9 protein-coding genes are annotated in these 15,156 nt (G+C 41.6%); 1 reads left to right on the top strand and 8 read right to left on the bottom strand.

Annotation, left to right across the window (positions count from 1 at the left end):
• Positions 1-47 precede the first annotated feature (47 nt).
• From RSX24_RS30400 to RSX24_RS30390, 3 genes are all read right to left on the bottom strand, one after another.
• Positions 48-1,664 (bottom strand): methyl-accepting chemotaxis protein, encoded by a 1,617-nt coding sequence (locus tag RSX24_RS30400; RefSeq protein WP_343262714.1) that lies wholly within the window; start codon positions 1,662-1,664, stop codon positions 48-50.
• Positions 1,665-1,851: 187 nt separating this feature from the next.
• On the bottom strand, positions 1,852-3,279 hold the full coding sequence (locus RSX24_RS30395) for an MFS transporter (RefSeq protein WP_343262713.1): 1,428 nt from the start codon (positions 3,277-3,279) through the stop codon (positions 1,852-1,854).
• A 231-nt stretch (positions 3,280-3,510) separates the two neighbouring features.
• Positions 3,511-6,246, bottom strand: a complete 2,736-nt coding sequence (locus RSX24_RS30390) for a glycoside hydrolase family 78 protein (RefSeq protein WP_343262712.1) — start codon at positions 6,244-6,246, stop codon at positions 3,511-3,513.
• Between the two features lie 151 nt (positions 6,247-6,397).
• Here RSX24_RS30390 and RSX24_RS30385 point away from each other — a divergent pair, with 151 nt between their 5' ends.
• The gene (locus RSX24_RS30385) at positions 6,398-7,609 is read left to right on the top strand and encodes a helix-turn-helix domain-containing protein (protein ID WP_343262711.1); all 1,212 of its coding nucleotides are present in this window, start codon (positions 6,398-6,400) and stop codon (positions 7,607-7,609) included.
• Between the two features lie 48 nt (positions 7,610-7,657).
• Here the strand turns inward: RSX24_RS30385 and RSX24_RS30380 are convergent, their stop codons facing one another.
• The 5 genes from RSX24_RS30380 to RSX24_RS30360 all read right to left on the bottom strand — a co-directional run bounded on the left by RSX24_RS30380 (position 7,658) and on the right by RSX24_RS30360 (position 14,533).
• Entirely contained in the window at positions 7,658-9,904 is a 2,247-nt protein-coding gene (locus tag RSX24_RS30380) for a glycoside hydrolase family 3 C-terminal domain-containing protein (protein ID WP_343262710.1), read from the bottom strand.
• 643 nt (positions 9,905-10,547) lie between these two features.
• Positions 10,548-11,582, bottom strand: coding sequence for a hypothetical protein (locus tag RSX24_RS30375; protein WP_343262709.1), 1,035 nt, complete (start codon positions 11,580-11,582; stop codon positions 10,548-10,550).
• Positions 11,583-11,706: 124 nt separating this feature from the next.
• Positions 11,707-11,991 (bottom strand): helix-turn-helix domain-containing protein, encoded by a 285-nt coding sequence (locus RSX24_RS30370; RefSeq protein WP_343262708.1) that lies wholly within the window; start codon positions 11,989-11,991, stop codon positions 11,707-11,709.
• Positions 11,972-12,757 carry an XRE family transcriptional regulator gene (locus RSX24_RS30365; RefSeq protein ID WP_343262707.1) on the bottom strand — a complete coding sequence of 262 codons (786 nt, stop codon included), beginning with the start codon at positions 12,755-12,757 and terminating at the stop codon, positions 11,972-11,974. Before RSX24_RS30365 ends, RSX24_RS30370 begins: the two co-directional genes overlap by 20 nt.
• Before the next feature lie 423 nt (positions 12,758-13,180).
• Positions 13,181-14,533 (bottom strand): IS4 family transposase, encoded by a 1,353-nt coding sequence (locus tag RSX24_RS30360; protein WP_343262706.1) that lies wholly within the window; start codon positions 14,531-14,533, stop codon positions 13,181-13,183.
• Positions 14,534-15,156 lie beyond the last annotated feature (623 nt).

Here is a 15,156-nt window from a genome sequence, read left to right as displayed (position 1 = left end):
TTTAATTCCAGAAATTCGAAACTTTTTTCATCCCATAAAAAAACAAGTTATACTCGGTACGTTGAGATATGTTGTTGCATGTCCAGAACTGAAGTTCTCATCTCGATTGTTGATTGTTGCACCTCGCTCACAACGGACATTTGCTGCTCAACCGCATGTACCATGGCACTGCTCTCCTCAAAAGCTCCTTGCGCAATGATGGTAAGTTGATCGATGGATGCACTGACTTGTTCGGAACTAGCAGACAATTGCTCTGATGCAGAAGAAATCTCTTGGATTTGCCCGGCAATCTCTGCCGCAGAATTTGTAATCGCTGTAAAAGCAGTGCCAGCTTCCTCCAAAGCCGATAAAGTCAGATTCAATCCCTCTTTGCCCTGATCGACCGCACTTACTGTTGATAACGTATCCGCCTGAATGCTCACGATTACTCGGGAAATGTGGGTCAACGAGTTGCGCGTCTGATCTGCAAGCAGCCGGATTTCCTGAGCGACTACCGCGAAGCCTTTTCCCTGCTCGCCTGATCTCGCAGCTTCAATTCCGGCATTAAGCGCAAGCAGATCCGTTTGTCGAGCAACACTTGCAATCAGTTCAACGATCTGATGAATCGTAACAGAATGCTGCTCCAGGGTCCCTACGGAAGCCATAATAACCTCCATCGTGTCGTTTAACTGATCCATGCGGGACTGTACATTGGACAGAAGATGCAATCCCCTTCTTGCTTGTTGCTCCGTAGCTGAAGAAAGCTGAGCAGCCTCGTTATTGGATTCGCTAATCATTGCAATTCCTTTAGCCACTTCCAGCATGGCATAGGCTGTTTCCTCCGTTGATTTCATTTGTTCGTGGGCTCCCGATGATACTTTTTTGGCAGAAGCTGTAATGCTCTTCATGGAAACTACTGAGCTTTCCATATGATCCGAAAGAACGAGACTGGAGGAAGCAACCAGATTGGATGTATTTTGAGCAGAATGGATAAACCGCGAAAGACCTAACCTCATAACCTCGAACATGGATGCCAACATGCCAATCTCATCGCGGGATTGCTTACGAACAGGTTGACTCAGATCCCCTTTGCTAATCACGCCAGCTCCCTCTACAAGCCGGTGAATAGGTCGAACAAGAGAGTTTGACAACCAAAAGGAAAGTATAATAACAAAAACAGCCACTCCGATTTGAAAGTAAAAAGCTTGCTGATTTGCCCTCTGATTGTCGGAGATAAGTGTCTCAACAGTACTGTTGATCTGGTTCACATTATTTTCTTTCAAGTCAAGGATAAGCTTGTTTAGCTGCTCTCCAGCACCAACGTTTCCTTTTTCTATGTATTCGGAATAGGCTGCTTTGATTTGAGCTATTGTCACAGTAACACTAGGATTAAGCGATGAGTACTCCTGAAGAAGCGAATTAAATTTTTCTAACAGGTCTCGGGTAGTTGCCTGTACAGACTCCTGAGAAGCGTATCCGATCGCAGGCAGCATAATCTGGATTTGATAATCCGTCAGCGTTTGCTGAAGTTCTTGTGCTACCAACGCAGAACTAAGCGTGACCTGCTTCATCTCATTCAATTTTTCAATCTGAATCGTACTGTTATAGTTCTGATAAGAAAGAGCGATGATGTACAATAGAATGACTGTACCAAAAGAAAGCAGCGTTTTAGTGCGAATGTTCATGTTGAAACCACCTTTAAATCTGAATTATTCGAAATATGACAGATGTTGATTTATTGAAAAACGATCTGGCTTAGCGTGCCGTACTGCTTTCACCCTAAAAGGTGGTTCGTGCAGTACGGTCACTATTTTGCTGTCCTAAATGTTCAACCGTTCTTCAAGCAGGAGATATTCGTCATTTCATACCTCCCTAAGAATTCCGGCGTTCTTCCAGTTCCTTTACAATTTGAGGGTATTTCTCATCTAAGTCGTACTTGCGCAAGCAGATATACGTAAGAACAAATATCACCAAGGGAAGATATACCGTCAGAACCAGGATACTCGTAATCGCTGAATCCGCCTGTGTCACTAACGCCCCGTCATAGTTACCCATTGCCAAAATCCAGCCGATCATTGCAGCTGCCAGGCCCATGCCAATTTTAACACCAAAGCTGTTTGCGCTGTTGACCATCCCAACTAACCGTTTACCTGTCTTCCATTCACCATATTCCACCGTGTTGTTCACCAACACCCCGCCCACAGCCATCATTGGGATTGTTGCCAGAGTCGAGATGCCGCCAAGTACTAAAGCCGCAATAAAGTTATATGGCATAAAGCAACGAATAAGTGATGAAACGATGCCAAAAATCATACCAATCCGCGCTGTTCTTGCAAGTCCGAATTTCTTGATCATGGGCCCTACCATAACGAAACCTAAAAATACCGGAATCAATCCAACTGCCCCCATGATTCCTATCAGGTCTTCATTCCCGAGAATATACTTTGTGTAATAGATTCCTGTTGAGCCGTTAAGCGTATACATCATGTTGATCAATAATTGAGCAAACAGCATAATAACCCAGTATTTATTTTTGAATAAGAGCTTGATACTTTCCCAAAAAGGGACGTTATCGCTTTCAACTATACTCACACCGCCATTGTTTTCTTTGGAAGCCAGAAATGTCAGAATCAATGCAATGAAGGATACGATCCCCAGCACAACGGCAACCACAATCCATGCGGACTGATCCCCACCAAGCATATTGGTCACCGGAATTAATGCGATAGAAATAATCATGCCTATAATATATCCAAAGATGGTACGCGTAAGGCCCATTTTGCCACGTTCTTCTACACTCCTGGTGCGGATTGCCATCAAACTTCCGTAAGGGATTGCAATTCCCGTATACACAATGGCTGAAGCAAAGGCTACTGTAGCTAAAGCGTATATGGTTTTTACATTTGTTGATGCCTCGGCAGGTACTGTGAATAGTAATATGATAGAGGCCATTGCTGGTAGAGCCAACCATAGAATCCATGGCCTAGCCTTTCCATATTTGGATTTCGTCGCATCAACCACCCTGCCCATCAGCAAGTCGGCTATTGCATTGATAAACTTGGTGATGAGCATAATCGTACCCACCGTTGCAGCTGCAATTCCTACCTTATCTGTATAAAAATAAGTTAACATCCCGATCAGTCCGTTTATGGAGTTTAAGGCAACTTGCGCCGCTCCGTCTCCTAAGTAGTGGTAAGGTCTCATCGTTTTTTGAATCCCTTGGGCATCAAGGCCTAATGCACTAGACTTTTTATTCGCTTTTACAACTGGTGGATTAAAGATATCCTGTTCTGCTTTCATTGCTGTTCCCCCTTATTTCTTTCGCTTCATGTTACCGCTTTCAAACATTATTTTAGTCCTCCTACGGGCATAAATATGGTAACTTCATTTCTTTTTTAGTAATTTCATTTTAGCATCCATTATTTTTTATGCGCTTTCATTGTGTTTTTGATAGCATCTCAATGTCCTCTGCAACACAAAATGGCGCTGCTGGTATTCAGCAGCGCCATCTATGTTGAAACCTGTCCCCCCTTACACCTTCAAAGCGTTCAGCATTTGAAAGACTTTTCTGAATAACTGTTCTGTCTCCTCGGGAGTATTGGCCAGCATTTCGCTTACAGATAAATCATAAGCATATTGGATCATCGGGTGATCGAGCATACCGGGAGCATATTCGTTTAACATTTGAACTGCTGCGGGCTCTTCCACAATCTCCTTGAGTGTGGAATCCATCGTAAACCGTTCTCTTTCGAGGCTAGTTTGCGTAGCATATTCGAAGCAGTAAGATCCGGAACCAACCTCCACAGGCCCTGGTTTCTCAGGGAGCACAATAATTGCTGTTGTATTTGCCGGTATAGTTACATTTACAATAATTTTACCCGCCCTGCATGACCAGGAGCTTTTTATCTCTCCGTAGACCGAATTAAAGGTAGCATCTACCGAACTGATTCCTCGGATGAATTGAGGTTTTATTAGAATCTTCTTATAACCTGCTTCAATTTGATTAATTCCCGCGAGTTTTCTATACATCCATTCGCCGATGGAACCATAAGCGTAATGATTTAAGGAGTTCATACCTGATGTATCGAAGTCACCATTGGGCAGAATAGAATTCCACCGTTCCCAAATCGTTGTAGCCCCTTTTTTTACGGCGTACAGCCAGGATGGGAAATCTTCCTTTAAAAACAAGGTACCGGCAAGCTCGTGCAGATCATTGTCAGATAAAGCGTGGCACAGATATGGAGTCCCAACAAATCCTGTCGTGAGATGATTTTTATGTTTCGCGATATTGTTTTCAAGCGTCTTGCGAATCCGATCCCTGTACCGTTCCTCTGCAAGGTTGAAGTGCAGAGCTAACACGCAGGCCGTTTGAGTTTCGCTGACCAGTCTGCCGGTTGCAGAAATATATTCTGTATTGAAGGCTTTTTTAATCTGATGGTGCAATTCTTCGTACCGGACGGCATCTTCTGTTTTATTCAACAGTTTGGCTGCCTTTGCAACCAATTCAGTCGAATATGCATAGTACGCATTAGCCACCAGATAAATATCTGTAGCCCCTGTTCTTTCGTTACTAAATTCCTCTTTGTCTAATCCCAGCCAGTCGCCGTATTGATAGCCGGTCTGCCACAGCCCATTTGCTCCACAACGAGTAGCTATATAATCGACCCATCCCTTCATACTGTCGTACTGTTCTTGCAACAGTCGAAGGTCTCCATAGGTTTGGTACATGACCCAAGGAACAATAACAGCGGCATCACTCCAGGCGGCGGCCCCTTCTTGATTTCCAAGAATGTTAGGGATGACATGGGGAACCCCATATTCTTCGGTTTGTTCAGAGGCCAGATCGCGCAGCCACTTTTTAAAGAAGGAAGCGACATTCATATTGAACGCAGCCGTCCCGGCAAACACCTGTGCATCTCCTGTCCACCCCAGACGCTCGTCTCTTTGAGGACAGTCCGTCGGTATATCGAGAAAGTTGCCTCTTTGGCTCCATTGAATGTTGCTTTGCAATTGGTTCACCATTGCATTTGAGGTCATGAAACTACCTGTTTCCTCCATACAGGAGTGCAGTACACAAGCCGTGAAGTCATCAAGCCGAATCACATCCAAGCCTTCAATGGCGATATAGCGAAATCCGTGGAATGTAAAATGTGGGCGGAAGATTTGTTCTGTACCATTACAGATCAATCGATCAATCGATACCGCCTGTCTTAAAGTGTCCGGATAGAAATTACCTTCCTTATCAAGGACTTCGGCATGCCGTATGGTTACAATTTGACCTTTTCGCCCTTTCGTTCGAAGCTCTACAAACCCGGTAAGGATTTGCCCGAAATCAATGACGTATTCTCCTTTAGGGGTTGTAATCAACTGAAGTGCAGGAAGCTTTTTTGTAATTTTGACAGGTTCATTTTCCTGAGCGACAAGGCGGTTTTTATCGAAAGAAGCAGTTTCCACATTGAAAAATTGACTTTCATTAAAACAAGAATCGTATGTCTCACCCATGTAAATTTCACTTAAACGAATAGGTCCGGTAGTAACCTGCCAGGTTTTGTCGGTTGCAATGATGTCTTTTGTCCCATCCGTATAGATAATATGGATTTCTGCGAGTGCAGCAACTTTGTCCCCGTAATGGTTCGGAGTGCAAGTAAAACCAAAAATTCCTTTATACCAGCCATTCCCCACCGTAATCTCTATTTTATTCTGACTCTCCAGCATCCCGTCCAAACGGTAAGTCTGATACTGCAAGCGTTCGTTGTAATTCGTCCATCCAGGTGCAAAGTAGTTTTCCCCTACTCTTGTCCCATTGATCGCAATTTCATAAACACCGAGGGAGGTCGCGTAGATACGGGCTTGCTGAATCTCCTTTTCAACGGTGAATTCTTTTGAGAAAACGGGGGGAGCGGTTTCTTCGCTCGGGAACGGATGTGTGATCCACTCTGCCTGAAAGTTGCTGCCTTCCAGCAACCCGGTCTCAAAATGTCCTTCAATTGCTGCGTGATTACCTTTGTTATCCCAAACTTCGACTTGAACCTGATACAAGGTCGAGGCTTGTAAACGAGGGCCAGCATATTCCACTAAAATGGAGGTGTCTGCATTCCTCTTTCCAGAATCCCAGACTTTCTGCAAAGCTTGTGTCACTGTTATTCGGTAAGCGGATTGCATTACACTCTGTTCAGTGGATACTAATTTCCATGAGAATCTTGGGTTTATTGTGTCCAGCCCAATGGGGTTTTGCATGTATTCAATTCGAAAATCTTTTAATTTCATAAATGAACCACCTTTCAGCATAGATCGATTATCAAAATGTCAGCGCTTACTATACATATCATAATGAATTTTCTGCATACAATATGGTAATATGATTGTAATTTTATAATTTTGATGTTATAAGATGAGTAAAAAAGGAGCCAAACACAATATGGATTTAAAACGTCAATGTAAACTCATTTCAGAACTTTTTAATATGTCCATCTTCTTCGTAAGCTCCACCGGAGAGGTTATATTCGAAATGTTGGGTAATCGAATACTTAATCCGCTGTATAAAAACGACAAGCAATTCTTTTTTACAGTGTTGGGGTTTGATCCATCCGTATGTAAAGAAGATCCTTACGTTGTAAGAACGATGTTTTTTGAGAACTACATTCTAATTCGCATTGGTAACGATCTGAACTATGACGGAACAGTCATTTTAGGACCTTCCCTTCCATTTACTTTGATTGAATATAAAATAAATGGGCTTATCAATGACACGCATCTCTTTGCAAATCGGGAACAAGTATTTCATTACTATCAGTCTGTTCCTGTCGTACCCCATGAGAGGCTGATCAACATAGCGATCTTGGTTAACCAAATGTTTAATCATGAATTGATCGAAGCTGATGCTGTAGTACAAGACTATTTGCGCGGTATGCAGATCAAGGAAAAAAATATGCTCGAGTCCAATCATTCTCCAAAAAACTATGATGAAGCTCCACATCATAACCCATTGAATGAAAAGAAATTGTTGACGATCGTCAAGGAAGGTAAAATAGAAGCTCTCAAACACTTTACACAACTTGGTCATGAAAATACGGGCGTCCTGTCCAAATCCAGTCATATTCGTTCTAAAAAGAATCTTGGCATCATCGGTATAGCTCTTGCAGCCAGAGCTGCAATTGACGGGGGGCTCTATTCGGAGATTGCTTTTTCAGTAAGCGATCTTTACATACAGCGCCTTGAGGATCTACGGACCGATAAAGAAATCGATCAATGTTGCTTGGAAGCATTTTTTTCATTAACCGAGAAAGTGTCTCAAGTTAAAGAAACGCAGCATTCCAAAATCGTAACGCTTTGCAAAAATTATATTTATAACCATCGTTATTCCAAAATTACACACGAAGAAATAGCGGAACATGCCGGAATCAGCCCAAACTATTTGTCTGTGCTCTTTAAAAAGGAAGTTGGGGTTCCCGTTAATGAATATATTCAACAGACTAAAATTGAGGAAGCTAAAAATATGATTCAATTTACGAGAACTCCACTTTCTGAGATCGGGTCTCTTTTGAGTTTTACGGATCAGAGCTATTTCACCAAAATATTCAAAAAACATTCAGGCATCACTCCTAAACAATATCAGCAGACGATATTTTAGAGAAGAATAAGCCCGGGCAACGTCGGGCTTATTCAAACTCTCCGTTATTCAACGGTTTACGGCGGCAAGTATGTTCTGTAGTGTTTCTTCCGTGAACTGGCCGTTGCTCATAAGTGCGGCATTGTGTAATGTGGTACCCAAAATCATTTCCTGCATTCCCTCGCCGAGTCCAGTCTCATTCCCGTCATATTGTCCCATCGCTCCCATAATCTCAGCTCCGATGGGATGTTGCAGCAATTCACCAAACGTGGAATGCCTAGTTATTCTTTTAGTAAGAACAATGCTCGACTCTACCTCTACGGTTTCAACAAGTTCAATCTCTCTTGAAGATTTTCCGACCAGAATGTCGAACTTCCCTGTCTCAACGTGCCAGTCTTTCAGCTTAACATCGTAGTAAGCAAAGGCTCTTTTGTCCAGTTCAAAATGTACGGCCGTCTCTTCCCCCGGCTCAAGAGAAACTTTCTTATATCCCTTCAACTCCTGGAGTGGACGTGGGACCGTTGATTCCACATCACGTACATAAAGCTGAACGGCCTCTTTTCCTGCCATTTTACCCGTATTTTTGATTTTTGCTGTAACCGTTACGGTATCGGTATCTTTGATCTGTTTATGACTAACCTGTAAATCACTATATTCAAATTGGGTGTAGCTCAAACCGAAGCCAAATGGGAACAAAGGCACCACATCTCTTGTATCGTAATGACGGTAGCCCATAAAAATACCTTCTCGATATTCGGCAGTCTCGCCGTCTCCGGGAAAATTCAAGTACGACGGATTGTGGATCAGTTTTTTAGGAAATGTCTCAGCCAGCTTTCCACTTGGACTCACATTTCCAAAGAGAATATCAACGATCGCTCCGCCCAATGCCTGTCCTCCCAGATACGCCTCCAATACAGCCTTAACTTTATCTAGCCAAGGCATTTCAAGTGGGCCACCGTTGCTCAGTACGACAACCATATTATCTTGAACCTCCGCGACTGCTTCAATCAAAGCAGTCTGACTTTCCGGCAATTGAAGGTGTTTCCGGTCGAACCCCTCGGATTCATAACGTTCGGGCAGTCCTGCAAAAACAACCGCAACTTTCGCCTTCCTTGCAGCCTCCACTGCCTCCTGAATCAGTTCTTCGTCTACACCATCTTTGTCCAAAGAATAACCGGCTGCATACGAAATATTTGCACCAGCACTAGCTGATTTAAGGATTTCTTCATAGATGTTATCCAGATTCGTCGGCATGATATGTGAACTTCCGCCGCCCTGATAACGTGGTTTTTGGGCAAACGCACCGATCACCGCAATGGAATCTTCGGTTTTCAGAGGAAGAATGCCATCTTCATTCTTAAGAAGGACCATGCATTCTCTCGCAATCTCTCTGGCCATCTGGTGTTGCGAATCCTTATCAACGGCTTTTAACTCCCGCGGGCTATTTAGAGCTTTGAATACAAGTGACAAAATCCTCTCCACTGACTGGTCCAGCACCTCTTCGCTCAACTCGCCCGAATGAACAGCTTCAATAATTTTCTTGCATCCTATCCCGTTGCTGGAAGGCATCTCAAGATCCAGACCGGCGGCTAGTCCATGATCCCGCTCATTAACAGCTCCCCAATCTGACACCACTACGCCTGTAAACCCCCATTCTTCCCGGAGAATTTCAGTCAATAACCGGCTGTTCTCGGAACAAAAGTCACCATTTACTTTGTTATAGGCGGCCATGACAGTCCATGGCTCTCCCTCTTTCACTGCATACTCAAAGCTAGCCAGATAAATTTCCCGCAAAGTCCGTTCATCGACCACCGCATCAACCGACATCCGCTTGTATTCCTGATTGTTTACAGCGAAATGTTTAATGGAAGTGCCTACCCCTTTGCTTTGTACGCCTTGAATATAGCTTGCTGCCAAAGTTCCCGATAGATAAGGGTCTTCTGAATAATATTCAAAATTTCTGCCGCATAGCGGGGAACGCTTGATATTCACACCAGGCCCCAAAACAATGGAAATATCCGCTGTCGCTGCTTCTTGTCCGATTGCTTTCCCGACCGTATAGGCAAGTTCACGATTCCACGAAGAGGCAAGTCCGCTTCCGGATGGGAAACAGGTAGCCGGTACACTTTTGTTTAAGCCTAAGTGATCCGCGCTCCCCTCTTGTTTTCTAAGCCCATGAGGGCCATCTGTCATCATAATAGAGGGAACCCCAAGGCGGTCCATTGATTTGGTGTTCCAGAAATCTTTACCTGAGCAGAGTTCTGCTTTTTCTTCCAATGTCATCTGACTTATAATTTCTTTCAAATTATGATCCATTTGCTCTCCTCCGTTGGTAAATATAAATAATGAAATCGGTTACTTTTTAAGAGTAGATTAAATGATCCTAAATATATGGTAAAATGATTTCTTTTTTGGAAAAATGATATGTTATTTATGATGTGAACTACGTAAATGCAAACATTATTTCTGCTTCATAAATCAATTCATTGAATACTCCAAAAGATTGACGGAATAGATTACGCTGTTACTGTTACTTCTCCCTTTTTTATCTTTATAGGGTTTCTTGAGAGAAGTCTCTTTCTTGAATGATCCCTGCCGAACTGTTCTGTCCGTTAATTTAATGAAATTTATCCCCAGCTCAGGAAAAGAACTTGTCACGAATTTAGAAAGGTTTTCGTATGTAAATAAACAGATGATTTAACTTCTTTCTTCTCCAGGGTGGTGGTAACTTTATGTCAAATTCCAGCGTGGTAGGGAACTTTATGTCATTCTACAACCGAGACCTTCCTTCCCTTGATCTTCCTGTTAGTTTAAATAAAAGCAGCCGATCACAATTGGTCAGCTGCTTTCTTATTGTATTGAGTTAATGTTTCCCGTTAACTTAACAGGATTGAGAGCCGATCCATGTTGTAATTGGCTAGGTAAAAGTTGTCACTTTAAAATCTGGCTACGCTGCTCCCTAGAAACAGAATTGCTTGATTACCATTTCAGTAAGTTTTCTAAGGACAATTAACCAATTAGCATCCTTCGTATTGTCATTTAATATTGTCGGAACACTTAAAGCCAACCTTACGTCACCCTTACCATGCACAATACTGTTCCTATATGCATACAGTTCATTTGCTAGTGTAGATGTCTCCAAATTATGAATTAACTCAATTTCGTTTGCGAATTTAACTAACTCACTAATTCCTTTAATATTTGAAAGTAAATTCTTTAGTAAATCAACTTCTCTGTTACTGTATATACTATTACATTCTTGTATTACTAGATCAATATTATTTGATTTGTTATAAGATTCAATCATTTTTTCAAAATTAGACTTCAAATTAATAATAAAGAAGTATTCAATAACCCGATAAAAATAGATAGGTTCTTCTAGTCTCATAGCTTTATTATAAAAGGAGATTGGTTCAAAATAGTTTGCAACAGGATACTCATTTGACTCGGACAACCATAATTCTTCTTGGTCTCTAGAGTTCCAAGAAATATTATCTCCCTCATACATATAAGGTACAATCTGAGGATAATCTCCAGTAAGAATTTCCTCAGGTGAGTCATTAATAGCAATTAGTAATAATACCTGTTGTAGGATGGATTCCAAGTTTCTGTAACTAAACCCATGTACTCTCACTGTACCCAAATCACTCCAGCCTCCAAATGTATCCTCAAGTGTAAATCTGCTAAATAAAACTCTGTATAAATTACTTGGTTCTGAAATTTCAATTTCTATATCTCCAATTTTAAACTCTTTCTCATAATAATAATAATGATCTAATAGTGAATCAAACGTTAGAAGATACTCACCATACATATTAGAATGGAAGCCACAATCATCAAATATATTTAACTTCTTATTGTGTTTTTTTAGGCTTCTCTGGTCTAGAGACGTTAACAAGTCATCATAGTCACTTTTTCGTAAATAAGTATGAGTATCACGTACTTCTTTCCAATCAATCGCTACCTTAATAGATGTTTCTTTACACTGCAACACAAATAGTTCTTCATCAAGCCGCAGAAAAATTAGATGCTTTAGTGAAATCAGGGATATGCTCTTCAAACTGTTCCTTAAACAAAGCTTTAAGTCTTCTCCTAACTACCATTTATAAACCTCCTGCTCATAAATCATCTACATCTTGAATCTTAGTGATCTCACTCAATTCCTTGATATCCAATGCGTTCATCAGTCTCAGTAGGTAATGCCCATCAGGTGTAGTTTCTCCACGTTCCCATTTTTGAAGTGTTCGGTCTGAAGCCCCAATTGCTTCAGCAAGTTGTTTCTGTGTCATTCCTACTGCAACACGTCTATCTTTAATTACCTTATAATCAAACTCCATCAACAATGGGCCTGTATATAGGTCATACCAAATATCAGAGCCATCTTCATCTTCTCCATACCACATTGAGTCCCCACACTTTTGTCTTAGGCGTGATTTCTACATACAGAAACCCTTTAAGCTTATCATTAACATCAACCCAAATCCTCTTGGCATTTTTAATTCTCACACCAATCCACTTCAGTATAGGTTGATTATTGCGATCACATGGAAATATACCCTCCATCTTTAATGTGTTTCCATTTCTTTCAATATAGTCTCCAACATACATATCACGAATCTCATATATAATCGGTTTAAGTCCAGCCCTCTCTCTGACTGTGTTGTAATCCACGATAAGATGCTTTGGCGTTTTCTCTTCCACACCAAGTTTCCGAGCCAATTCAAGATAATGTAGCCAAGTGTAAATGGATTGGAATTCTCCCACATATCCAGTTTGTCTAACGGTGTAATTGAAAATAGTAACCGTATCAAGTCTATAGTCATGGTATAGCTGTTCAAGTGCAACGTAGAAGCGTTCTAACTCCTCTTCATAACTATTACGAGAATATTCAATCACACGAATTACAAAGTTATACAGAGTACCTAGGTTGTCTAAATTTCCTTTTGATTGATGAAAATAAAATGGAATCCTTCTAATAAATACATCTTTAGTAATAGGCTGAAATAAATAATCATCCATCTTATCAAATCCCAAATATGCAAATACCTCTAATCCAACTATTTCATGCCTGGATAAGTAATCCACTAGCTTATCCACATTTCTTTCCTCGTCTATGTACTGTCGAATCAATGCTTTAAGTTGTTGCTGCTCATCTACTGTAACAGTCATCATATCCCCTCCTCTTTGGTATATCCACATTATAGTATGAAGAAAATGGGTAGGATAGATGACAAGTTATTCGTATGATCATGGCCTTGGATCATGGGAAAATTGGATTGTGAACGTGGAAGGATAGCAAACCAAGGAGATAAGACGAATTATTGTTCGTTCGTATAATCCTGTCCGCCGTTTGTTCTAAATCCGCCATCCTCTCCCTGGTAAGGACCCATGGTGTTAAAAAGTGCTTGAGGGGGACTACTTTCAAAATGAAACCGAAATAACTCTTGTTCTAAATCTCTTCCTTGCTAAAATAAATAATTTTTTGAAAGTGCAAAATTATCATTAGACGCTGCAAATGTCAGATCACTTCCCAGAAGTAATTTACTTTATTTTACTTTCTATAAAAATATAAAATTCCCTTTTGTAATTAACTCAACTTTCGCAGCTCAAATCTCCAAACAAACCCTTGATATAGCTGGGTAAACCAGAGATCCATTCTTGTAGTTGACAAAAAATGTCCGTTTTGTTCTGTTTTGTTTTTGCTTGAGACATGTCGAGAAATAAACTCATCAGTTGCAGAAGCGCCGTCTGGAAGTCCAGATCACGAACCTCATCGGCAAAGAGAAAAAAGAGTCCTCCCAGTGTGCGGTCATCACTGGTTTCGCGCCGTTCATATTCCATCGCCAAATAACGGCTGAATACCACCGTCGTGTGGCTAATCAGTTGGTCAAAGGAGCGTCCTTGAAATTCGGTTTCCAGTTTCAAATAGCTCTTCGTAACTTTAAAAAAGGGCTCAATACTCCAACGCATCCCATAGATTCGTACAATTTCAGCGGCGTCCAGCGTAACATCTGTACTCAAAATGGTGAGCCATTCTCGTCTCTTATTTCGGTTGCGCACAAATACAAGCTTCACGGGCAGACCACACGAAGTATGCACGACCACAGAACCTTTGATGTCGTTTGTACTCGATTTGGGCAGGCTTTGAAACACGGCACTCAGTGTCATTCGCTGTCCCTGTACGAGATGTCGCTGCTTCATTTCTTTGATCATTCCAATCACAGGCAGACCTCGGTCTGTGAGCTGGCGAAGAAGTGGAGCTTGCGTAAACCAACTGTCCGTGAGCACGTAATCCGCAGTGAAGCCGGCTTTTAAAGCTCGGTCTAACAAGCCTACAACCGCATCAGGCTTACGGAAAAAAGACTCCATTCGGCGTTTGTATCCATGGCTACGCCTCGAGAGATGGGAGGCCATTTCGCAAAAACGATTGGCTAGTTTGGCGGAAGACAGCATGACAAAATCAAGCGGCGCAAAGCTAAAACCGTCCGACCAACCGAGGGTGAGCATGGTGTAGCCTTTGATGTATTTGCCTGTGGAGTGGTCAAATACACGTGCCAGCAGCTCTGCTTTTTTACTCCGGTTCCGGCTAAGTACTGAATCGTCAACGATAAATACACGTACGCGTTTGGAGGAAATGAGCGATTCAAAATAGCGTACGACCTGAAGACTTAATGTCTGCAAAAATCGCCGCCAGGCAAAGGAAGATTGATTCAAGAATCGATAGACAACATCTTTTCCTGGCAGGTCGGCTCCGCGGTCACTTTCCAGAAGGCGAAACCAATTTTTTCCTTCAAAAACCAACGAGAACACGATTCGAAAAATGGCTAAACTGGAAAGACCAAATGATTTGGAAATGCCTGCATGCCGCAAGGCTTTCCCGATGTGAAGTGTAGCAAAAAGTTTAGAAAAACGAGACTGTTCAGACAGGGAATGTTGTTGTAACATAGGGTTACACACCTTTCTTGTTGGCATGGTTGGTCGCACTTCCATGATACCAAACAAGCGAGGTGTTTTTTTGTCAATACGAGTAAATCTACTGAATTATCCTTACGCACTCAATGGTTTAAGCCATTTTTCTAGGTGCGAAAGTTGAGTAATTAAACTAGCTGCCCGTTATTTAATGAATTAACGGCTAAAATAATGATTAGATATATGCCTAATCGGGAATAGGAATATGTTCTTGTCCTCAACTGCAAGTTTCGGTACAATATTACACTGCTTTAAAACCTAACGCTGGTATTTAACCTCTCATCGCTTCAGTTGTTCTATAACAATGTGAACATTTTCATTTATTATGGTACTTAATGCGGTTTTAAGTGTATTCGCTCAATGTTTAGATATCCATCTAATCGGAAATCGGGCTATGTTCTTGTCCATTCCGGCAATCGGTACAAGTTCTTGTCCTTAGCTTGGGACAAGAACTTGTACCGATAAAATAAAAAAGCCGCTAAAATAGCGACTTCAATGGGAACATGTTCTTGTCCCTCGACAGCTGATTACATTACTTCGTATTTTGTTTTTTTCTTGCCCAAATATACACCGCTGTTGAGCCTACTAGCGCAATAACC

The organism is Paenibacillus hubeiensis, assembly GCF_032334105.1.
Taxonomy (GTDB): domain Bacteria; phylum Bacillota; class Bacilli; order Paenibacillales; family Paenibacillaceae; genus Paenibacillus; species Paenibacillus hubeiensis.
Note: the sequence above shows the minus strand (reverse complement) of the source record. Positions and strands in the feature narration are given on the sequence as shown.

Coding starts and splice junctions, on each gene's coding strand:
- RSX24_RS30385 (WP_343262711.1), top strand. CDS start 6,398: ATGGATTTAAAACGTCAATGTAAACTCATTTCAGAACTTTTTAATATG.
- RSX24_RS30360 (WP_343262706.1), bottom strand. CDS start 14,533: ATGTTACAACAACATTCCCTGTCTGAACAGTCTCGTTTTTCTAAACTT.
- RSX24_RS30365 (WP_343262707.1), bottom strand. CDS start 12,757: ATGACTGTTACAGTAGATGAGCAGCAACAACTTAAAGCATTGATTCGA.
- RSX24_RS30370 (WP_343262708.1), bottom strand. CDS start 11,991: ATGTGGTATGGAGAAGATGAAGATGGCTCTGATATTTGGTATGACCTA.
- RSX24_RS30390 (WP_343262712.1), bottom strand. CDS start 6,246: ATGAAATTAAAAGATTTTCGAATTGAATACATGCAAAACCCCATTGGG.
- RSX24_RS30380 (WP_343262710.1), bottom strand. CDS start 9,904: ATGGATCATAATTTGAAAGAAATTATAAGTCAGATGACATTGGAAGAA.
- RSX24_RS30400 (WP_343262714.1), bottom strand. CDS start 1,664: ATGAACATTCGCACTAAAACGCTGCTTTCTTTTGGTACAGTCATTCTA.
- RSX24_RS30395 (WP_343262713.1), bottom strand. CDS start 3,279: ATGAAAGCAGAACAGGATATCTTTAATCCACCAGTTGTAAAAGCGAAT.